At 51.4% G+C, this 26,283-nt stretch carries 25 protein-coding genes; 22 read left to right on the plus strand and 3 right to left on the minus strand.

Annotated elements, in window-relative coordinates:
* Window positions 1-53 precede the first annotated feature (53 nt).
* Window positions 54-1,238 carry a 3-demethoxyubiquinol 3-hydroxylase gene (ubiF, locus tag EVX52_RS03475; protein WP_129990587.1) on the minus strand — a complete coding sequence of 395 codons (1,185 nt, stop codon included), beginning with the start codon at window positions 1,236-1,238 and terminating at the stop codon, window positions 54-56.
* A gap of 187 nt (window positions 1,239-1,425) precedes the next feature.
* On the opposite strand from ubiF, the gene miaB reads away from it, so the two are divergent.
* The 9 genes from miaB (at window position 1,426) to EVX52_RS03520 (ending at window position 10,912) form a co-directional block, all read left to right on the plus strand.
* The gene (miaB, locus tag EVX52_RS03480) at window positions 1,426-2,850 is read left to right on the plus strand and encodes a tRNA (N6-isopentenyl adenosine(37)-C2)-methylthiotransferase MiaB (protein ID WP_129952047.1); all 1,425 of its coding nucleotides are present in this window, start codon (window positions 1,426-1,428) and stop codon (window positions 2,848-2,850) included.
* A gap of 355 nt (window positions 2,851-3,205) precedes the next feature.
* Window positions 3,206-4,264, plus strand: coding sequence for a PhoH family protein (locus EVX52_RS03485; protein ID WP_129952048.1), 1,059 nt, complete (start codon window positions 3,206-3,208; stop codon window positions 4,262-4,264).
* Window positions 4,261-4,734, plus strand: coding sequence for an rRNA maturation RNase YbeY (gene ybeY, locus EVX52_RS03490; protein WP_129990588.1), 474 nt, complete (start codon window positions 4,261-4,263; stop codon window positions 4,732-4,734). Before EVX52_RS03485 ends, ybeY begins: the two co-directional genes overlap by 4 nt.
* Window positions 4,735-4,832: 98 nt before the next feature.
* Window positions 4,833-5,711 (plus strand): CNNM family magnesium/cobalt transport protein CorC, encoded by an 879-nt coding sequence (corC, locus tag EVX52_RS03495; protein ID WP_015698153.1) that lies wholly within the window; start codon window positions 4,833-4,835, stop codon window positions 5,709-5,711.
* A gap of 7 nt (window positions 5,712-5,718) precedes the next feature.
* The gene (gene lnt, locus EVX52_RS03500; RefSeq protein ID WP_129990589.1) at window positions 5,719-7,248 is read left to right on the plus strand and encodes an apolipoprotein N-acyltransferase; all 1,530 of its coding nucleotides are present in this window, start codon (window positions 5,719-5,721) and stop codon (window positions 7,246-7,248) included.
* 435 nt (window positions 7,249-7,683) lie between these two features.
* Window positions 7,684-8,580: an amino acid ABC transporter substrate-binding protein gene (locus EVX52_RS03505; protein WP_129952050.1), complete on the plus strand. Its 897-nt coding sequence runs from the start codon at window positions 7,684-7,686 to the stop codon at window positions 8,578-8,580.
* A 189-nt stretch (window positions 8,581-8,769) separates the two neighbouring features.
* On the plus strand, window positions 8,770-9,510 hold the full coding sequence (locus EVX52_RS03510) for an amino acid ABC transporter permease (RefSeq protein ID WP_095921162.1): 741 nt from the start codon (window positions 8,770-8,772) through the stop codon (window positions 9,508-9,510).
* A 2-nt stretch (window positions 9,511-9,512) separates the two neighbouring features.
* Window positions 9,513-10,190: a glutamate/aspartate ABC transporter permease GltK gene (gene gltK / locus EVX52_RS03515; protein WP_129952051.1), complete on the plus strand. Its 678-nt coding sequence runs from the start codon at window positions 9,513-9,515 to the stop codon at window positions 10,188-10,190.
* Window positions 10,187-10,912: an amino acid ABC transporter ATP-binding protein gene (locus tag EVX52_RS03520; protein ID WP_013576488.1), complete on the plus strand. Its 726-nt coding sequence runs from the start codon at window positions 10,187-10,189 to the stop codon at window positions 10,910-10,912. Before gltK ends, EVX52_RS03520 begins: the two co-directional genes overlap by 4 nt.
* Before the next feature lie 57 nt (window positions 10,913-10,969).
* Here the strand turns inward: EVX52_RS03520 and EVX52_RS03525 are convergent, their stop codons facing one another.
* Complete coding sequence (locus EVX52_RS03525) at window positions 10,970-11,470, minus strand: zinc ribbon-containing protein (RefSeq protein WP_129990590.1); 501 nt, start codon at window positions 11,468-11,470, stop codon at window positions 10,970-10,972.
* 267 nt (window positions 11,471-11,737) lie between these two features.
* Here EVX52_RS03525 and leuS point away from each other — a divergent pair, with 267 nt between their 5' ends.
* From leuS to lipA, 13 genes are all read left to right on the plus strand, one after another.
* Entirely contained in the window at window positions 11,738-14,320 is a 2,583-nt protein-coding gene (gene leuS / locus EVX52_RS03530) for a leucine--tRNA ligase (protein WP_129952052.1), read from the plus strand.
* 14 nt (window positions 14,321-14,334) lie between these two features.
* Window positions 14,335-14,967, plus strand: a complete 633-nt coding sequence (lptE, locus tag EVX52_RS03535) for an LPS assembly lipoprotein LptE (protein ID WP_129952053.1) — start codon at window positions 14,335-14,337, stop codon at window positions 14,965-14,967.
* A complete protein-coding gene (holA, locus tag EVX52_RS03540) occupies window positions 14,964-16,004 on the plus strand; it encodes a DNA polymerase III subunit delta (RefSeq protein WP_129952054.1) in 1,041 nt (346 codons plus the stop codon). Before lptE ends, holA begins: the two co-directional genes overlap by 4 nt.
* A gap of 14 nt (window positions 16,005-16,018) precedes the next feature.
* Window positions 16,019-16,696 (plus strand): nicotinate-nucleotide adenylyltransferase, encoded by a 678-nt coding sequence (nadD, locus tag EVX52_RS03545; protein ID WP_129952055.1) that lies wholly within the window; start codon window positions 16,019-16,021, stop codon window positions 16,694-16,696.
* A gap of 206 nt (window positions 16,697-16,902) precedes the next feature.
* Window positions 16,903-17,220, plus strand: a complete 318-nt coding sequence (rsfS, locus tag EVX52_RS03550) for a ribosome silencing factor (RefSeq protein WP_129952056.1) — start codon at window positions 16,903-16,905, stop codon at window positions 17,218-17,220.
* A gap of 3 nt (window positions 17,221-17,223) precedes the next feature.
* Complete coding sequence (gene rlmH, locus EVX52_RS03555; protein WP_013576495.1) at window positions 17,224-17,694, plus strand: 23S rRNA (pseudouridine(1915)-N(3))-methyltransferase RlmH; 471 nt, start codon at window positions 17,224-17,226, stop codon at window positions 17,692-17,694.
* Between the two features lie 38 nt (window positions 17,695-17,732).
* The gene (gene mrdA / locus EVX52_RS03560) at window positions 17,733-19,637 is read left to right on the plus strand and encodes a peptidoglycan DD-transpeptidase MrdA (RefSeq protein WP_129952057.1); all 1,905 of its coding nucleotides are present in this window, start codon (window positions 17,733-17,735) and stop codon (window positions 19,635-19,637) included.
* Between the two features lie 6 nt (window positions 19,638-19,643).
* Complete coding sequence (mrdB, locus tag EVX52_RS03565) at window positions 19,644-20,756, plus strand: peptidoglycan glycosyltransferase MrdB (RefSeq protein ID WP_129952058.1); 1,113 nt, start codon at window positions 19,644-19,646, stop codon at window positions 20,754-20,756.
* 9 nt (window positions 20,757-20,765) lie between these two features.
* Window positions 20,766-21,908 (plus strand): endolytic peptidoglycan transglycosylase RlpA, encoded by a 1,143-nt coding sequence (gene rlpA / locus EVX52_RS03570; protein WP_129952059.1) that lies wholly within the window; start codon window positions 20,766-20,768, stop codon window positions 21,906-21,908.
* Between the two features lie 156 nt (window positions 21,909-22,064).
* Window positions 22,065-23,273, plus strand: a complete 1,209-nt coding sequence (gene dacA, locus EVX52_RS03575; protein ID WP_129952060.1) for a D-alanyl-D-alanine carboxypeptidase DacA — start codon at window positions 22,065-22,067, stop codon at window positions 23,271-23,273.
* A gap of 125 nt (window positions 23,274-23,398) precedes the next feature.
* Window positions 23,399-23,662 (plus strand): DUF493 family protein YbeD, encoded by a 264-nt coding sequence (gene ybeD, locus EVX52_RS03580; protein WP_013576500.1) that lies wholly within the window; start codon window positions 23,399-23,401, stop codon window positions 23,660-23,662.
* A 73-nt stretch (window positions 23,663-23,735) separates the two neighbouring features.
* Window positions 23,736-24,419 (plus strand): lipoyl(octanoyl) transferase LipB, encoded by a 684-nt coding sequence (gene lipB, locus EVX52_RS03585; protein WP_129952061.1) that lies wholly within the window; start codon window positions 23,736-23,738, stop codon window positions 24,417-24,419.
* A gap of 368 nt (window positions 24,420-24,787) precedes the next feature.
* Window positions 24,788-25,753, plus strand: a complete 966-nt coding sequence (lipA, locus tag EVX52_RS03590; protein WP_013576503.1) for a lipoyl synthase — start codon at window positions 24,788-24,790, stop codon at window positions 25,751-25,753.
* A 98-nt stretch (window positions 25,754-25,851) separates the two neighbouring features.
* Here lipA and tatE read toward each other — a convergent pair whose 3' ends face one another.
* Window positions 25,852-26,058, minus strand: a complete 207-nt coding sequence (gene tatE, locus EVX52_RS03595) for a twin-arginine translocase subunit TatE (RefSeq protein ID WP_129952062.1) — start codon at window positions 26,056-26,058, stop codon at window positions 25,852-25,854.
* Window positions 26,059-26,283: the final 225 nt, after the last annotated feature.

A 26,283-nucleotide genomic window follows, 5' to 3' on the forward strand; every position in this document is an offset into this window, starting at 1 on the left:
TACTATCCTGCAAAAAAGGCCGGCAAAGGTGTTCATCGCCAGCCTTTAGGTTGTTAAATCCCTAAAGCATATTTCAGCGCTTTGATTTTCAGCACACCTGCACGTTGAGCAGTCATCAGCGCCAGATTACGCAATGCTTTCACCGGCGGCAGATCATTGCTGAAGGCGGTGTAGAATAAATCCATCCCGCTTTGCATCAGCAGATTATCCAGACGACGCTGGCGCTGATAGCGCCGCAACACTTTTTCGCTGCTCCAGGCTTCATTATGGTCACGTGCCTTCTCCAGCACCGATAATAACGCTTCCACGTCGCGGTACCCCAGGTTCACGCCCTGCCCGGCCAGCGGATTAATGGTATGTGCCGCGTCACCCACCAGCGCCAGCCCCGGTAAGACATAACGCTGAGCGTGGCGTCGAACCAGCGGAAACGCACCTGCAGATATTGCTTTCACCGTGCCCAGACGTGCCGGGAAGGCCTGCATCACTTCTGTCGTGAGCTGCTGCATATTCAGCGTTTTCAGGTAACGGATACGCTGCGGGCTGTCATACCAGACCAGCGAGGCCTGATTGCCGGACAATGGCAGAAACGCCCGCGGGCCGGAAGGGAAAAATTGCTGCCACGTCACGTCCTGATCCGGCGTGGCAGTTTCGACATTAATCAGCATGCAGTGCTGACGGTATTCCCACCCGTCCACCCCAATTCCCGCCAGCTGGCGCACCAGGGAGTTCGCACCGTCGGCGGCAATAACCAGTTTCGTGCGCAGCAAATCCCCGGTAGTCAGTTGCAGTGACCAGGTTTTATCACCGTGCTGCAAAAGATGGCGTAACTTTGCCGGACAAAAACGGGTCAGATTGTTATGGGCATCGAACTGTTGCCACAGCGCGAGCTGAAGTACCCGATTTTCGACCATGAAGCCCAGTTCCGGTAATCCGAGGGATTGCGCATCGAATTTCACTTCAGAGCCGTCCGCTTCCCAGGTTTCCAGACGGCGGTACGGTACTGAGCGCATTTTTTCAACCGCATCCCACGCTCCCAGTTTCTGTAAAAAGCGTACTGATGCGCAACCAATCGCGGAGATGCGCAAATCAGCGCGCGCTGACGGGTCAAATCCGGCAGGCGCTTCGTTCTCTATCAGTGCGACCTGCAATCCCTGCTGCGCCATCCCCAGTGCGGCTGCAGCACCAACCATGCCGCCACCGACAATCACTGCATCAAATGTCTTATCAGAATTATTCATTGTGTTCCGGCTTTCTGTTCGGTTCATTATGCGAAGTGTACCGGATTTTTGTGTCAGCATCAGGGCCTAAGCTGTTTTCCTGCACTGGTCAGCACCGGAGTGAGGGTTTACAATAGCCCCCCTGAATAGGCTATGCACTGCGGCACTGCCGATCTAACGTTCCCCCGTATTGAGTACTGACACGCTGATGACTAAAAAACTGCACATAAAAACCTGGGGCTGCCAGATGAATGAATATGATTCATCCAAAATGGCTGACCTTCTCGACAGCACCCATGGTTACCAGCTGACGGATAACGCTGATGAAGCAGATATCCTGCTGCTGAACACCTGCTCAATAAGGGAAAAAGCGCAGGAGAAAGTGTTCAGCCTGCTCGGACACTGGAAATTACTGAAAAAGAAAAACCCGGATATCATCATCGGCGTCGGGGGTTGCGTTGCGTCGCAGGAAGGAGAAATGCTGCGTAAACGTGCGCCTTGCGTCGACATCGTCTTCGGCCCGCAAACTCTGCACCGTTTGCCGGAAATGGTGAACCATGTACGCGGCACCAAAAGCCCGGTCGTGGACATCAGCTTTCCTGAAATTGAAAAATTTGACCGCCTGCCGGAACCCCGCGCAGACGGCCCGACAGCCTTTGTTTCCATCATGGAAGGCTGTAATAAATATTGCAGCTTCTGTGTGGTGCCTTACACCCGTGGCGAAGAAGTTAGCCGCCCGTGCGATGATGTCCTGTTTGAAGTCGCGCAACTGGCCGCACAAGGCGTGCGTGAGGTTAATCTGCTGGGTCAGAACGTTAACGCCTATCGTGGTGAGGCCTTTGATGGCGGCGTCTGTACCTTCGCGGAATTGCTGCGTCTGGTGGCGGCCATTGACGGCATTGACCGTATCCGTTTCACGACCAGCCATCCGGTCGAATTTACTGATGATATCATCGAGGTATATAAAGACACGCCAGAAGTCGTGAGCTTCCTGCACCTGCCGATCCAGAGCGGTTCCGATCGTATACTGACGATGATGAAACGCCCTCATACGGTGCTGGAATACAAATCGACGATCCGTAAATTACGCGCCGCGCGCCCCGATATTCATTTCAGTTCAGATTTCATCATCGGTTTTCCTGGCGAAACGAACGAAGATTTTGAACGTACGATGGATCTGATTGCGCAGGTCAATTACGACGTCAGTTTCAGCTTTATCTATTCTCCGCGTCCTGGTACACCGGCAGCCGACATGATTGATGATGTGAGCATGGACGAGAAGAAACAACGTCTGGCGCTGTTACAGGACCGAATTACCCAGCAGGTTATGCGTTTCAGCCGCGCCACGCTGGGCACCGTTCAGCGCATTCTGGTGGAAGGGACATCCCGCAAGAACATTATGGAACTGACGGGCCGGACCGAATGTAACCGCGTGGTCAATTTCGAAGGTACGCCGGATATGATTGGTAAGTTCGTTGATGTCGAAATTGTCGATGTTTATGCCAATTCGCTGCGCGGTGTGGTTGTCCGCACGGAAGAACAGATGGCGCTTCGCCTGCATGAATCTCCGCAATCTGTTATCGAACGCACCCGTAAAGAAAATGAATTGGGCGTTGGAGTGTATCAACCCTAAACCATCAGAAAGAGGCATTACCTTAAAACAACAGGGCGCTCCGGCGTCCTGTTTCTTTTGAAATTTTCGGTAATAACTTCATCACAAGGGTTTAATTTTCCAGCAAAGGCCGCATATCCGGATGAAGGTACCTGCAACGGCTGCCACCGTGCAGCATATTTTGCCAAGGGCATGTATTATTAACTCAGGTATGGTTGACGGCTGAAAGTAGTTATCAGCCGGGTGTTTAATAAAACGTACCCGAAATAATTCGAGTTGCAGTAAGGCGGCAAATTCGGGTGAGTGAATACAGCCAACGCATCTGCGGCTTGAAATATGAAGGGTAAACTGGTCCGAAGCGACCCAAAGGATTCGTTTGAACGTTGTAACACAAGAGATTTTACTGGAGCCCGAAGACAACCAGCGTTTGCTGAGCCTGTGCGGGCCGTTTGATGACAATATCAAACAACTGGAACGCCGGTTGGGCGTTGAAATCAACCGTCGTGATAACACGTTTAAATTGGTCGGAAAGAGCCTGCCTGTTGCGGCAGCCGCCGACATCCTGCGTGATTTATACGTAGACACTGCGCCGCTGCGCGGTGAAATCCAGGATATTGATCCTGAAAAAATTCATCTGGCGATCAAAGAAAGCCGTGTGCTGGAACAAACGGCAGAAAGCGTACCTGATTTCGGCAAGGCCGTGATCATCAAGACCAAGCGTGGCATGGTAAAGCCGCGCACGCCTAATCAGGCGCAGTATATTGCCAACATTCTCGACCACGATATTACCTTCGGGATTGGCCCTGCGGGGACCGGTAAAACCTATCTGGCCGTGGCTGCTGCAGTGGATGCCCTGGAGCGTCAGGAAGTACGTCGTATCCTGCTGACCCGTCCTGCCGTTGAAGCGGGTGAAAAACTGGGATTCCTGCCCGGCGATCTCAGTCAGAAAGTCGATCCCTATCTGCGCCCGCTGTATGACGCATTATTTGAAATGCTCGGCTTTGAGAAAGTTGAAAAACTGATTGAGCGCAACGTTATTGAAGTCGCCCCGCTGGCTTATATGCGTGGCCGTACATTGAACGACGCCTTTATTATCCTTGATGAAAGCCAGAACACTTCGATTGAACAGATGAAGATGTTCCTGACCCGTATTGGTTTTAACTCCAAAGCGGTAATCACCGGTGACGTCACGCAAATCGACTTACCGCGTCATCAGAAGTCAGGCCTTCGTCATGCGATTGAAGTCCTCTCGTCAGTCGGGGAACTCAGTTTTAACTTCTTCCACAGTGAAGACGTGGTACGTCATCCGGTAGTTGCGCGCATTGTTGTCGCCTACGAAGCCTGGGAAGAAGAAGATCAAAAACGCCGCGATGCGATTGCCGCAGACCGTAAACAAGAACATCAGCACAATGCGACACAACAGGTCAGTCAATGAATACGGTAATTCTCGATTTACAAATTGCCTGTGAAGATGCAGCAGGTTTACCGTCAGAAAATGACTTCCAGACCTGGCTTGAGGCGGTGCTTCCGCAATTTCAGGAAGAATCGGAAGTGACAATTCGGCTGGTCGATGTCCCTGAAAGTCATGAACTTAATATGACTTATCGGGGGATGGATAAACCGACCAACGTGCTATCCTTTCCGTTCGAAGCACCTCCGGGTATGGAGATGCCACTCCTTGGCGACCTGATTATTTGTCGTCAGGTGGTTGAGAAAGAAGCCAAAGAGCAGGACAAAGAACTTCTGGCCCATTGGGCGCATATGGTCATTCACGGTAGTTTGCATTTGCTGGGTTATGACCATATCGTTGACGAAGAAGCCGAAGAAATGGAATCGATTGAAACTGAGATCATGCAGGGTCTGGGTTATCCTGACCCCTACATTTCAGAGAAAGAAGATAATTAAGATCCACCGTAAACTCGCCTGACGTCTGCCCGATAACGTTTTATCCGCAGGCGCCTGGCCTAATTTTCACTAACTACGAGTAAAAAAAACCAAACGCCATGAGCGATGACCATTCACAAAATAGTGACAGCCCCAGTCCCAAGAAGGGCTTCTTTTCCCTTATCCTTAGCCAGTTGTTTCACGGTGAACCTAAAAACCGTGGTGACCTGGTTGAGCTGATCCGTGATTCAGAACAAAATGATCTGATCGACCCCGATACCCGTGACATGCTGGAAGGCGTGATGGATATCGCCGAGCAGCGCGTCCGGGACATCATGATCCCACGTTCACAAATGATCACGCTAAAACGCAATCAGCCGCTGGAAGAGTGCCTCGATGTCATTATCGAATCTGCACACTCTCGCTTCCCGGTGATCAGCGAAGATAAGGATCACATTGAAGGCATCCTGATGGCCAAAGACCTGCTGCCGTTTATGCGCACAGAGTCTGAGCCATTCAGCATCGATAAAGTGCTGAGAACCGCAGTCGTTGTTCCTGAAAGCAAACGCGTAGATCGCATGCTGAAAGAATTTCGCTCACAGCGTTACCATATGGCAATTGTCGTGGATGAATTCGGCGGTGTTTCCGGTCTGGTGACCATCGAAGATATTCTCGAACTGATCGTCGGTGAAATCGATGATGAATACGACGAAGCAGAAGATCTGGATATCCGCCAGCTCAGCCGTCATACCTATACCGTCCGCGCTCTGGCACCAATTGAAGATTTTAATGAAGTGTTCCAGACCCATTACAGTGACGACGAAGTCGATACGATTGGGGGGCTGGTCATGCAGTCATTCGGCCATTTACCGGCGCGTGGTGAAAGCATTGAAATCGACGGTTACCTGTTCAAGGTTGCGATGGCCGATAGCCGTCGTATCATTCAGGTTCACGTAAAAATACCGGACGACGCGCCGCAACCGATACTGGAAGAATAATCACTCCATGGCAATTGCCTCTTTATATCAACGCCAGCGGGTTCGCGCCCTGTTGGCGCTCTTTTTCGGTGCCTGTGGCACGGTGTCATTTTCCCCTTATGACTTCTGGCCTGCGGCAATTATTTCACTCTGTGGACTGCTGGCCTTAACGCTGGATCGCCGCCCGGCGCAGGCAGCGCTGCTCGGCTTCTTCTGGGGAATGGGGCTGTTTGGCAGCGGCGTCAACTGGGTGTATGTCAGCATTGCCACCTTTGGCGGCATGCCTGAAGCCATTAACCTTTTCCTGGTCGTTTTGCTGGCGGCCTATTTGTCGCTGTACACAATGCTGTTTGCGGGCTTGTTCAGCAAACTGTGGCCAAAAACCACCTGCTGGAAACTGGCACTTGGTGCACCGGCATTGTGGCAAATAACCGAATTTCTGCGCGGCTGGGTGCTGACAGGCTTCCCATGGCTACAGTTCGGCTACAGCCAGATCGACGGGCCTCTGAAAGGTCTCGCGCCGATCACCGGTGTCGACGGTATCACCCTTTTACTGACCTCCCTGAGCGGATTGCTTGTCTACGCTGTTTATCAGCGTCGTGTCACGCCGGCGATTATTGCTGCCGCGATGCTGCTCCTGCCGTGGCCGCTGCGCTATATCCATTGGTATCAGGAACAGCCGGATAAAACAGTTGATGTTGCCCTGGTCCAGGGCAATATTCCACAATCCATGAAATGGGATCCGAAAGCGCTGGAAAGTGCGTTACAGACCTATCTGGATCTCAGCCGTCCGTACGTAGGCAAATCCAGCATGATCATCTGGCCGGAATCGGCAATTTCTGACATTGAATCCGATCAGCAGGGTTTCCTGAGCATGGTGGATAATCTCTATCGCGCGCAAAACACCCAGCTCATTACCGGCATTATTGATGCCCGTCGCAACGAAGAGGGTATGAAGGTGTATAACAGCGCCATTGTGCTCGGTGGCGAACAGCAATATCACTATCCTGACGAAAACCGCTTCAACAAACATCATCTGGTGCCTTTTGGTGAGTTTGTGCCGCTGGAGGCTATTCTTCGTCCCCTGGCCCCGTTCTTCGATTTACCGATGTCCGGGCTGACCAGCGGTGATTACGTGCAGAAACCGTTGTTTGTCAGCGGCCTCAATCTGACGACTGCAATTTGTTACGAAGTGGTCTTTGGCGAGCAGGTGCGCGACAACCTGCGGCCGGACACCAACTTCCTGCTGACGATTTCAAACGATGCCTGGTTCGGTCATTCGATTGGCCCGTGGCAACACTTCCAGATGGCGCGTATGCGTTCACTGGAACTGGGCCGCCCGTTGCTGCGCAGCACCAATAACGGCATTACCGCCGTCGTGAATGCACAGGGGGATGTGACCCACGAAATTCCTCAGTTTACCCGCCAGGTGCTGAACGTGAAGGTCACGCCGACCACGGGCATGACGCCTTATGCCCGTGCTGGCTGGTGGCCGGTGTGGTTTGCTACGGCAGTCATGGCGGCGGTTGCGCTGTGGCTCGGTCGCCGTAAATCCTAAGTAAAAGCACTGCGTTTTAAAACAGGCACCCGGGGTGCCTGTTCTTTTTTGCAGCACCGCTTTCTTCCCCCTGATTCTCCCCCCTTTTACCTGCTGCCGATTGTTTCGACTGCGGTATTAAGCGCTGCCTTTTTGTCCGCTTGTGAAGTTAAATCAGGTCATCTGGCATGACTCTTGCTACATCTGATTGAAAGATATCTGATTAGTTACTTTTTATGACGGAATGCATCATTTCGGTACAAACACGCTCTTCCTCATGCACTTTCTCAGTGCATAGCCGTTTGATTGCTTTGATTTGGTGCGTGTCTCGTCTCAAAAAAGAAACAATGTGGTTTCATAATATTCACATTCAGCTATTTTCTAGCTTCATATGACGAGGCATTAGTACTTTCTGATCCCTGAGTTTGGATCCCTAATGACAGCAAGGAGTTGGACATGCAATTGCGCAAATTGGCGTTATCAGTACTGTTGGCAAGCGTTACCGTAAGCAGCTTTGCTCACGCAGAAGAACTGACCGGCACCCTGAAAAAAATTAAAGACAATGGCGTTATCGTGGTGGGTCACCGTGAATCCTCAGTGCCATTCTCTTACTACAACAACGAACAAAAAGTTGTGGGTTATTCACAGGACTATTCTGACGCTATCGTTGACGCGGTGAAGAAAAAACTGAACCTGCCAAATCTGCAAGTCAAAATGATGCCAATCACTTCACAGAACCGTATCCCGCTGCTGCAAAACGGCACCTACGATTTTGAGTGTGGTTCAACAACCAATAACCTGGAACGTCAGCAACAAGCGGCCTTCTCTGACACCATTTTTGTGATTGGTACGCGTCTGCTGGTGAAAAAAGGTTCAGAGATTAAAGATTTCACTGACCTGAAAGGCAAAACTGTTGTTGTCACTTCCGGTACGACTTCTGAAGTTCTGCTCAACAAACTCAACGAAGAGAAGAAACTGGATCTGCGCATCATCAGTGCAAAAGACCACGGTGATTCCTTCCGTACGCTGGAAACGGGCCGTGCAGTAGCGTTCATGATGGATGATGCCCTGCTGGCGGGTGAACGTGCGAAAGCCAAGAAACCCGATAACTGGGAAATCGTCGGTACGCCGCAATCTAAAGAAGCTTATGGTTGCATGATGCGTAAAGATGATGCTGAGTTTAAAAAATTAGTTGATGACACCATCGTGCAGGCGCAAACCTCCGGTGAGGCAGTCAAGTGGTTTGAAACCTGGTTCAAAAAACCTATTCCTCCGAAAAACCTGAACATGAACTTTGAGCTGTCCGATGACATGAAAGCTCTGTTCAAAGCGCCAAACGATAAGGCGCTGTAAGTCATACCAAATGGACGGGTATAACCAAGAGAAGAGTGAAAAGTGACTAAAATACAAGGTTGGACCACCAACCTGTGATGATACAGATGCGGGGTGGTCGTTCCCCACCCCGCATTCTTTCCCATTCACTTTAGGCGAATTGCGTCATCACTCAGATGGGTAAGCCTTTACCCGCTTTACGGAGTTTTTATGTCAATAGATTGGAACTGGGGCATTTTTCTGCAGCAAGCCCCCTTCGGTAACACCACTTATCTGGGCTGGATTTGGAATGGATTTCAGGTCACTGTCGCACTGTCAATTTGCGCATGGATAATCGCTTTCTTCGTCGGATCTCTGTTCGGTATTTTGCGTACCGTTCCAAACCGCATCCTCTCAGGTATAGGGACTTGTTACGTCGAATTATTCCGTAACGTGCCATTAATCGTGCAATTCTTTATCTGGTATCTGGTGGTCCCTGAACTGCTGCCTGAAAATATCGGCATGTGGTTTAAATCTGAACTGGCACCTGACGTGCAGTTCTTTACCTCCTCAGTCATTTGCCTTGGGCTGTTTACCGCCGCCCGCGTATGCGAACAGGTACGTGCAGCGATTCAGTCTCTGCCAAGCGGACAACGCAATGCCGGTCTGGCGATGGGCCTTACGCTGCCGCAAACTTACCGCTATGTGCTGTTACCCAATGCTTACCGCGTGATCGTCCCGCCAATGACCTCAGAGATGGTCAACCTGGTGAAAAACTCCGCTATTGCCTCGACCATTGGCCTGGTTGATATGGCCGCGCAAGCCGGTAAGCTGCTGGATTACTCCGCACATGCATATGAATCATTCACAGCAATCACTGTTGCTTATGTCCTTATCAATGCCGTCATCATGCTGCTGATGCATTTCGTAGAACGTAAAGTCCGCCTGCCGGGCAACATGGGAGGGAAATAAGCATGCATGAATTCGACTGGAGTTCTATTGGTCCCGGCCTGCCCTATTTATGGCAAGGCATGATCATCACGCTGAAGATCACCTCACTGGCCATTGTGGTGGGTATTTTGTGGGGCACCCTGTTGGCGGTCATGCGTCTGTCGACGTTCAAACCTATCAGCTGGTTTGCCTCGGCATACGTCAATCTGTTCCGTGCCGTTCCGCTGGTCATGGTCTTGCTTTGGTTTTACCTGATCGTGCCGGGTTTCTTGCAAAAGGTGCTCGGTCTCTCGCCTAAAACCGATATCCGCCTGATTTCTGCGATGGTGGCATTTGCGCTATTTGAAGCGGCCTATTATTCAGAAATTATCCGTGCCGGGATTATCAGTATCGCCCGTGGTCAGTCCTCCGCCGCACTGGCGCTGGGCATGACACAATGGCAATCCATGAAGCTGGTTATCCTGCCGCAGGCTTTCCGCGCGATGGTGCCATTACTGCTGACGCAGGCTATCGTTTTATTCCAGGATACCTCTTTGGTTTATGTTCTGGGCCTCGCAGACTTCTTCCGCAGTGCCTCTAACATTGGCGATCGTGACGGTACGCTGGTCGAGATGGTGCTGTTTGCAGGATTTATTTATTTTGTTATCAGCCTTTGTGCTTCCTTGCTGGTGCGTTATTTGAAGAAAAGGACCGTTTCATGATTTCACTGAAGAATGTTTCTAAATGGTACGGGCACTTTCAGGTGCTTACCGATTGCAGCACCGAAGTTAAAAAAGGTGAAGTTGTGGTGGTTTGCGGGCCTTCCGGCTCAGGAAAATCAACGCTGATAAAAACCGTGAACGGCCTCGAGCCCGTTCAGAAAGGCGAGATCCTGGTCAACGGTACGCCGGTCAATGACAAGAAGACCAATCTGGCACAACTGCGTGCAAAAGTAGGGATGGTTTTCCAGCATTTCGAACTGTTTCCGCACCTTTCTATCATTGATAATCTGACCCTGGCGCAAGTTAAAGTGTTAAAACGTGACAAAGCGGCAGCGAAAGATAAAGGGCTGAAATTGCTGGACCGTGTCGGTTTATCGGCGCACGCCAATAAATTTCCCGGCCAGCTTTCCGGTGGCCAGCAGCAGCGTGTAGCAATTGCCCGTGCGTTATGTATGGATCCGATCGCGATGTTGTTTGACGAACCGACGTCCGCCCTTGATCCGGAAATGATCAATGAAGTCCTCGACGTCATGGTGGAGCTGGCAAACGAAGGCATGACAATGATGGTGGTAACGCACGAAATGGGCTTCGCCCGTAAAGTGGCCAACCGCGTGATTTTCATGGATGAAGGCAAGATTGTAGAAGATCGCAACAAAGACGATTTCTTTAATAATCCTGAATCAGACCGCGCACGGGATTTCCTGGCGAAGATCCTGCACTGACCCGCACTGAGTCAAAAATAACACCTGCCCGCATAATAAGGGGCAGGTGTTTGTCCGTTAAGGCTCAAACGGGCGACGCGTAAACTCCGTGTTACCACATTTCGGGCATTTACTCAGAATTTCCGGCGTATACACCGCTAAGTGGAAATGACAATTTTCACAGACCAGGTTGCCCAGTCCGACGACTTCTCCGCTGTGATAGATCCCATGGTGGCTGACATCTTTAAAAACCTCTTTCCATTCCAGCTGGGTCTTATCAGTCATATCTGCCAGCTCTTTCCACAAGCTTTCTTTAATGACCCGCATGAACACGCTGTCCGTGCCATCATCTTCTTCAGCCACGGTTTGCTGGTTTTCTTCATAGCTGCGGGCAAATTCATGCAAATCGCGACGCACCGCTGATGTCAGTTGTTCAATCTGGATTTCCGTCAGCTTGCCCTCTTCCTGCAGCCTGACGCGGGCATCCTGCACCAGCGCGCTGATATCGCGTTCTCCCTGTTTTAACCGTTCGGTCAGTGATGCCACCAACTGACGGTAAGATTGCGTAATATTGCTCATATTTCCTCTCCTTGAACTGTCATAACCATTTTCACGGCGGGAGCGCACTGCCTTTATTTTAGTCGTAAATGCCTGATCCGTGGTGCAGATTATCCCGCGCTGACTCGCAGATTATGAATAATGCGCCAGAAGCGGACAGAAATTCCCTTTAGCCTTCGCTGGGTGTTGTTGCTCCAACCGCTTATCAGCTATGCTATGCGGATCTTTTGATTAAAACTTTTTGAGCTACAGGCGTAGCTGTTTTCACTCACAGGACCACCGGCCGCCATGCAAGAGCAATACCGTCCAGAAGACATCGAGTCACACGTTCAGCTTCACTGGCAAGAGAAGCAAACCTTTAAAGTTACCGAACAGCCTGGTAAGGAGAAATATTACTGCCTCTCCATGTTGCCTTATCCGTCAGGCCGTCTCCACATGGGGCATGTACGCAACTACACCATCGGTGACGTGATTTCCCGTTATCAGCGCATGCTCGGTAAAAACGTCCTGCAGCCTATCGGCTGGGATGCGTTTGGCCTGCCAGCGGAAGGGGCAGCGGTTAAGAACAACACCGCACCTGCTCCGTGGACGTATGAAAACATCGAATACATGAAGAACCAGCTTAAATTGCTGGGCTTCGGCTATGACTGGGATCGTGAAGTTGCGACCTGTAAACCTGATTATTATCGCTGGGAACAATGGTTCTTCACCAAGCTTTACGAAAAGGGCCTGGTTTATAAGAAGACCTCCGCAGTGAACTGGTGCCCGCATGATCTGACCGTTCTGGCGAACGAGCAGGTTATCGACGGCTGCTGCTGGCGTTGCGATACCAAAGTAGAACGTAAAGAAATTCCTCAGTGGTTCATCAAAATCACGGCTTACGCCGATCAGTTGCTCAATGATCTGGACACGCTGGAAAGCTGGCCGGAGCAGGTGAAAACCATGCAACGCAACTGGATTGGCCGTTCGGAAGGCGTGGAAATCACGTTTGACGTGGCTGACAGCGATGAAAAAGTCACGGTTTACACCACCCGCCCTGATACGTTTATGGGCGCGACCTATGTTGCCGTCGCTGCCGGTCATCCGCTGGCCCAGTTGGGTGCACAGAAAAACCCTGCCCTGAACGATTTTATCGACGAATGCCGTAACACCAAAGTTGCCGAAGCAGAAATGGCGACGATGGAAAAGAAAGGCATGGCAACCGGTCTGTTTGCCATTCACCCGCTGTCCGGTGAAAAGCTGCCAATCTGGGTCGCTAACTTCGTTCTCATGGAATATGGCACTGGCGCGGTGATGGCCGTTCCTGGCCATGACCAGCGTGACTGGGAATTCGCCACCAAATATAACCTGCAGATTAAACCGGTTATTCTGAACGTTGATGGCAGCCACCCTGATATCACCGCAGAAGCGATGACAGAGAAAGGGACGCTGTTCAATTCAGGCGAATTTGATGGTCTGAATCACGAAGACGGTTTCAACGCCATTGCCGACAAACTGGTTGCTCAGGGCGTGGGTCAGCGCAAAGTAAACTACCGTCTGCGCGACTGGGGAGTTTCCCGTCAGCGCTACTGGGGCGCGCCAATCCCGATGATCACGCTGGAAGACGGTACTGTTATTCCTACACCAGAAGATCAACTGCCGGTTGTGTTGCCGGAAGATGTCGTCATGGACGGTATCACCAGCCCGATTAAAGCGGATCCTGAGTGGGCAAAAACGACAGTGAACGGCATGCCGGGCCTGCGAGAAACAGATACCTTTGATACCTTTATGGAGTCTTCCTGGTATTACGCGCGTTACACCTGCCCGCAATACGACGAAGGGATGCTGGATCCTGCGGCCGCCAACTACTGGCTGCCAGTGGATCAGTATGTCGGTGGCATCGAACACGCCATTATGCACCTGATGTATTTCCGCTTCTTCCATAAACTGATGCGTGACGCAGGTTTGGTGGATTCTGATGAACCGGCCAAACGTCTGTTATGTCAGGGTATGGTTCTGGCTGATGCCTTCTACCACACCGGCAGTAACGGCGAACGTATCTGGGTCTCTCCTGCCGATACTACAGTTGAACGTGACGAAAAAGGTCGTATCACCAAAGCGACCGATTCACAAGGCCGTGAGCTGGTTTACGCCGGCATGAGCAAGATGTCCAAGTCTAAAAACAACGGCATCGACCCGCAGGTGATGGTTGATAAATACGGTGCAGATACCGTGCGTCTGTTTATGATGTTCGCCTCTCCGGCAGAAATGACGCTGGAATGGCAGGAATCCGGTGTCGAAGGGGCAAACCGCTTCCTGAAACGTGTCTGGAAACTGGCCTTCGAACATACAGAAAAAGGCCCGGTTGCCGCTCTGGATATTGCTTCCCTGAATGAAGCACAGAAAGATCTGCGTCGTGATTTGCATAAAACCATCGCTAAAGTGACCGATGATATTGGCCGTCGTCAGACCTTTAACACCGCTATTGCGGCGGTGATGGAACTGATGAACAAGCTGGGTCGTGCACCGCAGGATACCGAACAAGATCGGGCACTGCTGCAGGAGTCCTTGCTGGCGGTTGTCCGTATGCTTTATCCCTTCACCCCGCATGTCTGCTTCAGCCTCTGGCAGTCGCTGAAAGGCGAAGGTGACGTGGATACCGCACCATGGCCACAAGCTGATGAGCAGGCAATGGTTGAAGACTCCAGGCTGGTCGTGGTGCAGGTGAACGGTAAAGTGCGTGCTAAAATCACCGTAGCCGCTGATGCTACCGAGCAACAAGTGCGCGATCGTGCGGCAGAAGAACATTTGGTCGCAAAATATCTGGATGGGGTTACCGTTCGCAAAGTAATCTACGTCCCGGGCAAACTGCTTAACCTGGTTGTAGGTTGAGTCAAGGAGGATCTGTGCGACATCCCATAATGACACTGCTGCTCACCGCAGCAGTGCTGGTTACAGCAGGTTGTGGATTCCATTTGCGTGGAAAAACCAATGTGCCTGACGAACTGAAAACAATCGTTTTGGACAGCGGAGATCCGTATGGGCCGTTGGCCCGTAATATCAGGACTCAGTTGCGTCTGAGCAATGTGACCATTGTTGATGATCCGACCAAAGAACAGCGTAAGAATATCCCGTCGCTGCGCATTGGTGCTGAGTCAGTGGGTCAGACTACCGCATCGATCTTCCAGGACGGTAAAACCGCTGAATATCAGATGGAAATGACGATTAATGCAACGGTACTGATGCCTGGTAAGGATTTGTATCCTCTCCATGTCAAAGTGTTCCGCTCCTTCTTTGACAACCCATTAACGGCGCTGGCGAAAGATAACGAGCAGGACATCATTACAGAGGAAATGCGCCAGCAGGCTGCACAGCAACTGATCCGTAAGTTGCTGACCGTCCATGCTTCAGAATTGCACAAAGCAGACGATGTCGGCGGACGTCAGGTAGAAGTCATTTCTACCGGTTCATCAGCGGCCACGTCGTCTGATGCTTCTGCGGCATCTTCTACGGCACCGGCCACACCTTCCGCACAATGATCCGAGTTTATCCGGAACAACTTGCTGCGCAGCTCCGTGAGGGGCTGCGTGCTTGTTATGTGTTATGTGGAAATGACCCTTTGCTTTTGCAGGAAAGCCAGGACAGCATCCGTCAGGCGGCCCAGCAGGCAGGTTTTGAAGAACACTACACTTACCTTCTTGATGCCCATACCGAATGGGAGTCCATTTTTAGCATCTGTCAGGCACTGAGCCTGTTTGCCAGCCGCCAGACCCTGATGCTTATTCTGCCCGAAAATGGCCCGACGGCGCCGATAGCAGAACAATTACTCAAACTGACTACCCTGCTCCACGACGATATCCTTCTGCTGTTTCGCGGTACAAAACTGACCAAGGCACAGGAAAACGGCGCCTGGTTTAAAGCGTTAAGTGACAAAGGTGTTTTCGTCAGTTGTCAGACGCCTGAGCAGGCACAACTTCCCCGCTGGGTAACCCGTCGCGCCAAAGAACTTTCGCTTGAACTTGATGAACCGGCTAATCAGCTTTTGTGCTATTGCTACGAAGGAAATTTGCTGGCACTTGCGCAGTCGCTGGAGCGCCTTTCCCTGCTCTATCCGGATGGCAAACTCACGTTACCACGCGTCGAAGAGGCCGTTAACGATGCAGCACATTTCACGCCCTATCATTGGCTGGATGCATTGCTGGCCGGGAAAAGTAAGCGTGCCTGGCATATCTTGCGCCAGTTGCAACACGAAGACAGCGAGCCGGTTATTTTACTGCGAACCGTGCAGCGCGAACTGCTGATGTTACTCAATCTGAAACGTAAAATGGACACCATCCCGATCAGGACCCTGTTTGATCAGCAAAAAGTCTGGCAAAACCGTCGGCCGCTGGTCACCCAGGCACTGCAGCGTCTGTCTCTTGCCCAGCTGGCTCAGGCTGTGCGCTTACTGACCCAGATAGAAATCACGCTGAAACAGGATTATGGTCAGTCAGTCTGGGCCGAGCTTGAAAGCCTGTCTATGCTACTCTGTGGGAAACCCTTACCTACCGGCTTTAATGAGTTGGGTTCGTATTGAAGCAGGACATCAGTATGCCGCACCGCACTGCACATTCTTTTACAACCACTGAAAAGCTTCTGGCTTTTTTCGGCGGCACATTTGACCCGATCCATTATGGACATCTGAAACCCGTTTCGGCACTGGCAGCGCAGGCCGGGTTTGATCAGGTGATCCTGCTGCCCAATAACGTCCCCCCGCACCGGCCGCAACCCGAGGCAACCCCGCAGCAACGCCTGCAAATGGCGAAGCTGGCGGTGGCGGATAATGCGCTGTTTTCAGTCGATCCCCGTGAGCTGGCTGTGGATACGCCCTCGTACACGATTGAGACACTTGCAACGTTACGTAAAGAACATGGCGATAAATGCCCGCTGGCGTTTATCATTGGTCAGGATTCGTTACTGATGCTTCATAAGTGGCACCGGTGGGAATCGTTACTGGATTTCTGTCATATCGTGGTCATGGCACGCCCGGGTTATCAGGAACAACTTGATACACCAGAACTGCAGAAATGGTATGACACCCATCGGGTGAATAATGCCGATGCACTTAAGCAAAAACCGGCCGGATTCATTTATCAGGCCAATACTCCATTGCTGGATATTTCAGCGACTGAAATCCGTGAGCGCCGCCATGCGGGTCTTGAGTGCTCAGATTTATTGCCTTCCGCCGTTGAGCGCTACATAGAATCACAGGGCTTATACCGCGAGTAGCTAACGCGTGCTATACTGCGCCGCTTAATTTCGGCTCTCGATAACGCTGCGTAATCAACCAGTACAATGTATTGATTGTTAAACGTTTTAAGCTGTTTTCCAGATAACCGCTATGTTTATCCTTCATGAGATTTTTCATTGTTTCGGTGTTACACCGGCGAACATCTCGTGAGGTCAATTGTTTCAAACATCCCCAGGGGGAACCTTTGCAAGGTAAAGCGCTCCAAGATTTTGTTGTCGATAAAGTCGATGACCTGAAAGCACAAGACATCATCGCCATTGATGTTAAAGGTAAATCCAGTATTACTGACTGCATGATTATCTGCACCGGCACGTCAAGCCGCCATGTCATGTCCATCGCAGGGCATCTGGTTGAAGAAATTAAAGCCGCCGGTCTTGATGCCATGGGTGTGAAAGGTATCAATGAAGCTGACTGGGTAGTTGTCGATCTGGGTGAAGTGATTGTGCATGTTATGCAGGAAGAAAGCCGTCAGCTGTATGAGCTTGAGAAACTCTGGGGCTGATGCGTGAAGCTGCAACTTGTCGCCGTCGGCACTAAAATGCCTGACTGGGTGCAAACCGGTTTTAACGATTATCTGCACCGTTTTCCTAAAGACATGCCGTTTGAACTGACTGAGGTTCCGGCCGGGAAACGTGGGAAGAACGCAGACATCAAGCGCATTCTTGAAAAAGAAGGTGAACAGATGCTGGCCGCCGTCGGTAAAGGGAATCGTATCGTGACGCTGGATATTCCAGGCACACCATGGGAAACCCCGCAACTGGCGCAACAACTGGAACGCTGGAAGCAGGACGGACGCAATGTCAGCCTGTTAATCGGCGGCCCGGAAGGGCTGGCGCCTGCCTGTAAAGCTGCAGCGGAACAGAGCTGGTCGCTCTCTCCGTTGACCCTCCCTCACCCGCTGGTTCGGGTTCTGGTTGCGGAAAGCCTTTACCGGGCCTGGAGTATTACCACTAATCATCCATACCACCGCGAATAACGGGTGGTGAATGTCAGCAACATGAATTAAGTAGTGGGATGAAAATAGATCGTAACCCTTTTCGCGACTATACGGCTGAATCAGCCCTCTTTGTGCGCCGTGCACTGGTGGCGTTTATCGGCATTCTGCTACTTAGCGGCGTTTTAGCTTTTAATCTTTATAATCTGCAAATTGTCCGTTTCCAGGATTACCAAACCCGCTCTAACGATAACCGTATCAAACTGGTGCCCATCGCGCCCAGCCGCGGGATTATCTATGACCGCAACGGCACGCCACTGGCGCTGAACCGCACAATTTATCAGCTCGAACTGGTGCCGGAAAAAGTGGACGATTTGCAGGCCACGCTTGAAGGCCTCAAACCGATAGTTGACCTCACGCAGGAAGATATCGATAACTTCAAAAAAGAGCGTCAGCGTTCGCGACGCTTTACGTCTATTGCGGTGAAAACGGCACTGACTGAAGTCCAGGTTGCACGTTTCTCGGTAAACCAGTTCCACTTCCCTGGCGTTGAGGTCAAGGGCTATCAGCGGCGCTATTATCCTTACGGCTCCGCGCTGACGCACGTTATCGGCTATGTATCGAAAATCAATGACCGTGACGTTGAGCGCCTCGATAAAGACGGTATTCTGGCCAACTATGCTGCCACGCACGACATCGGTAAGCTCGGTATTGAGCGCTATTATGAAGATACGCTTCACGGTAAAACCGGCTATGAAGAAGTTGAAGTGAACAACCGTGGCCGCGTTATCCGCCAGCTTCACGAAGAACCGCCGCAGGCAGGCAAAGATATTTACCTGACAATCGACTTACCGTTACAGCAATACATTGAAGTGCTTCTGACCGGCAGTCGCGCCGCAGTCGTGGTGACTGATCCCCGTGATGGCGCTATCCGCGCGCTGGTCTCTAACCCGAGTTATGACCCGAACCTGTTTGTGGATGGCATCTCCAGCAAAGATTACAACACACTGCTTAACGACCCGAATAAGCCTTTGATCAACCGGACGACTCAGGGCGTTTATCCGCCAGCGTCTACTGTGAAACCGTATATTTCAGTTTCTGCGCTGACAACCGGCGTTATCAATAAAAATACGTCCCTGTTTGATCCGGGCTGGTGGCAATTGCCGGGCTCAGACAAGCGTTACCGCGACTGGAAACACTGGGGACATGGTCGCCTGAATGTGACTAAAGCCCTTGAAGAATCGGCTGACACCTTCTTCTATCAGGTTGCTTATGATATGGGGATTGACCGCCTTTCCGAGTGGATGGGGAAATTTGGTTACGGCCAGTACAGCGGTATCGATTTATCAGAAGAACGTAGCGGGAATATGCCAAATCGCGACTGGAAGTTTAAACGCTTCAAAAAACCCTGGTATCAGGGCGATACCATACCGGTCGGCATTGGTCAGGGCTACTGGACTGCCACGCCTGTCCAAATCATGAAAGCCATGACCACACTGATTAATGACGGCAATGTCAAAACGCCGCATTTGCTGCTGAGTACTAAAGTTGACGGCCAGCAGGTGCCATACAAACAGCAGGAAACCACTCAGATTGGCGATATCCATTCCGGCTATTGGGAAATCGCTAAAGACGGTATGTATGGCGTTGCAAACCGGCCGAACGGGACTGCCCGCAAGTATTTTGCTGACGCGCCTTATAAAGCCGCTGCAAAATCCGGGACAGCACAAGTTTACGGTTTGAAAGCCAATGAAATCTATAATGCGCATAAAATCGCTGAGCATCTGCGTGACCACAAGCTGATGACCTCTTTTGCACCGTATGACAAACCGACCGTGGCGGTTGCCGTGGTTCTGGAGAACGGGGGCGCGGGGCCGGCTGTAGGAACAATTTCACGCCAGATACTCGACCATATTTTACTGGGCGACAACACGACACAATTACCGGCCGACGCGCCAGCGCCGCCGGGAACCGAAGGTGATTAACCGTCAATGACTGAGAACCAACAAAAAAGATCATTGTGGTCGAAAATGCATATCGACCTGACGATGCTGTTGATCGTGCTCGCGCTGCTGACCTACAGTGCGTTCGTGATGTGGAGCGCCAGCGGTCAGGATATGGGCATGATGGAGCGTAAAATTGGCCAGATCCTCATGGGTCTGGTGATTATGCTGGTCATGGCGCAAATCCCGCCGCGCGTTTATGAAAGCTGGGCACCTTATCTTTACATCTTCTGCGTCTTTTTGTTGGTGCTGGTTGATGCTTTCGGCAGTATCAGTAAAGGTGCGCAGCGCTGGCTGGATCTGGGGATCATAAAATTCCAGCCATCAGAACTGGCGAAAATTGCCGTGCCTTTGATGGTGGCGCGCTTTATCAACCGCGACGTATGCCCGCCTTCACTCAAAAATACCGCAATTGCTCTGGCATTAATCTTTATCCCTACCCTGCTGGTCGCAGCACAGCCCGATCTGGGCACCTCAATTTTGATTGCCGCATCCGGATTATTCGTACTGTTCCTTTCGGGCATGAGCTGGAAACTGATTGCCGTCGCCGCCCTTCTGGTTGCCGCGTTTATCCCGATTCTGTGGTTCTTCCTGATGCACGACTATCAGCGCGACCGCGTCATGATGCTGCTTGATCCTGAAAGCGATCCGCTGGGCGCGGGCTATCATATTATTCAGTCTAAAATTGCCATCGGCTCTGGCGGTCTTTCCGGCAAAGGTTGGTTACACGGTACGCAGTCTCAGCTTGAATTCCTGCCCGAGCGACATACCGACTTTATCTTTGCTGTACTCGCCGAAGAACTTGGGCTGATTGGCGTTCTGGTGCTGCTCGGGCTGTATTTATGTCTCATTATGCGTGGTCTGGTGATTGCCGCCCATGCACAGACCACTTTTGGCCGTGTAATGTCCGGCGGACTGATGCTGATTCTGTTCGTTTATGTGTTTGTTAACATTGGTATGGTCAGTGGTATTGTCCCGGTAGTTGGGGTACCTTTGCCTCTGGTCAGCTATGGCGGGTCGGCACTCATCGTGCTAATGGCAGGGTTTGGTATCGTTATGTCGATACATACTCATCGAAAAATGTTGTCGAAAAATTTATAGAGGTGAGCAATGCGTAAGCAGTGGCTTGGAGCTGTCATTATCGGTTTGCTGTTAAGTGGTTGCGCCACTGACGAAACACAGCAACAACAACCGGCACCGCAGCAAGCCTACAATGGCCCGGTGGTAGAAATCGGCGGGGCAGATCCGCGTTACGAACCTTATAATCCGGGCACCCTGCAGGATTATACCGTTAACGGTAAAACCTATAAGATCATTAAAGACCCGTCTAACTTCTCGCAGGTCGGGCAAGCCGCCTGGTACGGGCAGGAGAACGGGGGCAATACCACGGCGATCGGGGAAGAATTCGACCCGACAGCCATGACCGCAGCGCACCCGACACTGCCGATCCCAAGCTATGTGCGCGTCACCAACATGGCGACCGGCCGAATGCTTGTGGTGCGTGTTAACGACCGCGGCCCTTACGTTCCCGGCAAAATCATTGACTTATCGCAGGCTGCGGCAGACCGTTTGAATCTGACCAACAGCACGAAAGTCCGTATTGATTTCATCAACGTTGCACCAGATGGCACACTCTCCGGCCCGGGTACGATTGGGACGACCGTCGCCAAACAATCTTATGCCCTGCCATCACGTCCGAATTTAGGGGCCAGCAGTATGGGCACGCCTACGCTGAGTGCTCAGCCGGTCGATACGTCAGATGTGCGTCCAATCAGTAACAGCACGCTCAGCAACCCAAATGCCGCACCGCTGACCAATGACGAAGACAACGCAGGCAATACCGTTGCTGCCACCGGCACCACCACCACGTCCGGCAACAGCGGCGGCGGTTTTCTGAGTGCACCGACACCATTACGTCAGGGTGTTTTAGAAGGCAGCGCACCGGTTGCCGCACCGGTGGCTGTCGCTACTGCCGCGCCGGTGGTTGCTGCTTCTGCGGCACCCGCGCATACCACGGCAATTCCTGCCTCAGGCTTTATGGTGCAGGTTGGCGCACTGAGTAACCCGCAAAATGCGCAGTTATGGCAAAAAAGCCTCAGTCAGCGTTTCTCGGTACCAGGCAAGGTGCAGGCTAATGGCAGCACCTATCGTGTGCAACTCGGGCCTTTCAGCACCCGCCAGCAGGCCGAAAAATTGAAACAGCGCCTGGCCAGCGAAGCTCAGCAGCAATCTTTTGTCACCGCCGGTATGTAATTCTCCAGTGCGGGGCTTCGGCCCCGTTCTTATACGTCCCCTTTCGTATAAGTAAAAGTCAGTAAGCGTCGGTAATCGAAGATGTCTGACTTATGACTCTTCTGCTATAGTGGCGCACGTTTATCACTTACTCCCACGGATGTTGTTGTCCCGATCATGAAACTTGTAAATACTTCACGTTTAGTCAAAAGCCTCGCATTGGGCACCGTAATCACTTTGAGTGCAGCGTCCGCCTATGCCGACGATGTCAATTTAAAAACAATGATCCCTGGCGTTCCGCAGATTGATGCTGAAGCCTATATCCTGATCGACTACAACTCCGGCAAAGTTCTGGCAGAAATGAATGCCGATGCGCGCCGCGATCCTGCCAGCCTGACAAAAATGATGACCAGTTATGTTATCGGTCAGTCCATCAAAGCCGGCAAAATCTCTCCGACCGACATCGTTACCGTCGGTCCGGACGCCTGGGCCACCGGCAATCCGGTCTTCAAAGGCTCTTCCCTGATGTTCCTCAAACCGGGTGATCGGGTACCGGTTTCTGAGCTCAACCGCGGGATCATTCTGCAGTCCGGTAATGATGCGTGTGTCGCCATGGCCGACCATGTCGCCGGAAGTCAGGATGCTTTCGTTGCCATCATGAACAACTATGTGAGCTCACTGGGACTGAAAAATACCCACTTCGGTACTGTTCATGGTCTTGATGCCGCGGGTCAGTACAGCTCAGCTCGCGATATGGCGCTGATTGGTCAGGCGCTGATCCGTGATGTGCCGGAAGAGTACGCCACGTACAAAGAGAAAGAATTCACCTTCAACAATATCCGCCAGATGAACCGTAACGGTTTGTTGTGGGATAACAGCCTGAATGTTGACGGCATTAAAACCGGTCATACCGATTCAGCAGGTTATAACCTGGTGGCTTCTGCGACAGAAGGCCAGATGCGTCTGATCTCCGCCGTGATGGGGGGGCACACGTATAAAGGCCGTGAAGTAGAAAGTAAAAAGCTCCTGACCTGGGGCTTCCGTTTCTTCGAAACCGTTTCTCCGCTGAAAGCCGGTAAAGAGTTTGCGTCAGAACCTGTCTGGTTTGGCGATACTGATCGCGTCGCGCTGGGTGTTGAAAAAGATGCTTACCTGACGATCCCGCGCGGTCGCATGAAAGATCTGAAAGCCAGCTATGTGCTGAACACCCCGGAACTGCATGCACCCTTGCAGAAAAATCAGGTGGTTGGGTCAATCAACTTCCAGCTTGATGGAAAAACCATTGATGAACGCCCTCTTGTCGTCATGAATGAAGTAAAAGAAGGCGGCTTCTTCGGCCGCATCGTGGATTACATCAAACTGATGTTCCACCACTGGTTTGGCTAAGTTGTCCGCTTGAAAAAATTTGCAACAACCCCCATATAACCGGTATAGATTATAACTCCCGCTACGGCGGGAGTTATACTTTGAGAGATAAAACTTAATACGCTGTACAACACGCTGGAGTGCACATGAAAACCAAACTGAACGAACTGCTCGAATTCCCTTGTCCCTTTACCTACAAAGTAATGGGCCTGGCACAACCCGAGCTGGTAGACCAGGTTGTGGAAGTCGTGCAACGCCATGCGCCTGGCGATTACAATCCTCAGGTAAAACCGAGCAGTAAAGGGAATTACCACTCCGTTTCAATTACGATAACTGCGACTCACATCGATCAGGTCGAAACCCTGTACGATGAGCTGGGCAATATCGAAATTGTCCGCATGGTGCTGTAAGCCCTTTCTGACCGATCCGCGCGGGAGCCACACTGTCGCGCGTTTTTCCCCCTCTTGATTGACGATAACTGCCGTGCAACCACAAAATCCGCAAGAACGTATCGTACTGCGCCAGCTTGGCCTTCAGCCCTATGAGCCGGTTTCTCTGGCCATGCACCATTTTACGGAACACCGCAACGCCGACTCGCTTGATGAGATCTGGCTGGTTCAGCATCCCCGTGTATTTACGCAGGGGCAGGCTGGCAAAGCCGAACATGTCCTGATGCCCGGTGATATTCCGGTTATCCAGAGCGACCGTGGCGGCCAGGTGACGTATCACGGTCCCGGTCAGCAGGTGATGTACGTGATGGTGGATTTGAAACGCAAAAAACTGGGTGTTCGTCAGCTGGTGACGGCGATTGAACAAACGGTAGTCGATACGCTGGCGCATTTCTCCATTGAAGCTTACCCGCGCGCGGATGCACCGGGTGTATATGTCGGGGGTAAAAAGATTTGTTCGCTGGGATTACGGATCCGCAAAGGATGTTCGTTACACGGTCTGGCATTAAATATTGATATGGATCTCGAGCCTTTCCGTCGCATCAACCCCTGTGGTTACGCCGGCCTTGAAATGACGCAGGCGAGCCTCGAGAAGCCGGGGCTGACGGTCGATCAGGTGATGCCTGTTCTGGTGAAATGTTTTAACCATCGTCTTGATTACCTGCAGGTTGATTACCTGCCCTGGCAGGTTGAACATTATGCCTCTTCAGCGCAGTGATTATTGGCCGTTGCTCCCCCGGCATTAATCTTTTCCCGCATACCTCGCGTTTCCGGGATTTATCAGGCGCGCGGGAAAATATTTACACACTATTAACACCGTCTCAGCCCTCGTAATGAATCGTTAAAATAATCAGTCTTTTCAAAAGACTAAATGCGATAAAAAGTGATTTCATCGAGGCCACTTCTTCTTTAAAGTTAAAAAATTGCACTATTTAGCACTTCCGGCCATGACGAAGGGCTGAACGAAGAGATGCTTCAATGATATAATTTCCGCATTATTTCTACTTTTTTTGATGAATCAGCCAGTTCATTGAATGTCCTGAAAAAACTCGGGTAACGAGTGACAAACCTGGAAGCTGCAAGATTATGAGTAAACCGATTCAGATGGAACGCGGTGTCAAATACCGCGATGCAGATAAGATGGCGTTAATTCCGGTGAAAACCGTGGTCAGTGACCGGCAGGAAATGTTACGTAAGCCGGCATGGATGAAAATCAAACTGCCAGCCGACTCAACGAAAATTCAGGGCATTAAATCAGCACTGCGCAAAAATGGCCTGCATTCTGTTTGTGAAGAAGCGGCCTGCCCTAACCTTTCCGAGTGCTTCAACCACGGTACCGCAACATTCATGATCCTCGGTGCCATTTGTACCCGTCGCTGCCCGTTCTGTGATGTGGCACATGGTCGCCCGACAGCTCCGGATACTAACGAACCGGAAAAACTGGCGCAGACCATTTCTGATATGGGTCTGCGTTATGTAGTCATCACCTCCGTTGACCGTGATGATCTGCGCGACGGCGGGGCTCAGCACTTTGCAGATTGTATTACGGCTATCCGCGCGAAAAACCCAACCATCAAAATCGAAACTCTGGTGCCGGATTTCCGTGGCCGTATGGATCGTGCGCTGGAAATCCTTAATGCAAGCCCGCCTGATGTGTTTAACCACAATCTGGAAAATGTGCCGCGTGTTTACCGTCAGGTTCGTCCGGGCGCAAACTACGAGTGGTCACTGACGCTGCTGCAACGTTTTAAAGAAGCACATCCTGAAATACCCACTAAATCAGGACTGATGGTCGGCCTGGGCGAAACGAACGAAGAAATCATCGAAGTGATGCGCGACCTGCGTCGTCATGGCGTGACGATGCTGACACTCGGCCAGTATTTACAGCCAAGCCGTCATCATCTGCCGGTGCAGCGTTATGTCAGCCCTGAAGAGTTTGATCAGATGAAAGAAGCGGCGATGGAAATGGGCTTCACCCATGCGGCATGCGGTCCGTTCGTGCGTTCTTCTTACCACGCCGATCTGCAAGCGAAAGGATTAGAAGTTAAGTAACATCTCGTAACTTCTTTGTCTGACAAAAACAAAAAGGTTGTTCGCAAGAACAACCTTTTTCGTTTGGCTAAAGGGCCGGGAACTGTCGCTCTGAAGACTCAGTCTTTATGCTCAACACGTTCAGCAGGCTTCTCTTCTGCGGTTTTTTCAGCAGAAGCGGGAGCAGGATCATCATTCATGGCTTTCTTGAAGCCACGCAGTGCCGCGCCCAGGTCGCCGCCCAGAGAACGGAGTTTGCTGGTACCGAACAACAAAACGATCAGCACGCCGACCACCAACAATTTAGTAATACTTAGACCTTCCATACATACCTTCTTAACACTGAGTGCTGGAAAACAGCAATAGCTATATGCCGTTATTAACGGCCATTCGCGACGTTAATACAACCCGAAAATGTAACAGAACGGATCCAGAACTGTGCGCATAGTGACCAGAGTGAGCTATTATGAGCGTGAACAGTACGCTCATAAAGTATTTCTGTTTTTATTTACCGGGCAACCCTCTCCCCCGGCATGTTTGTTTTCGACCCG

The organism is Rahnella sp. CFA14(1/10), assembly GCF_004195095.1.
GTDB lineage: Bacteria > Pseudomonadota > Gammaproteobacteria > Enterobacterales > Enterobacteriaceae > Rahnella > Rahnella perminowiae.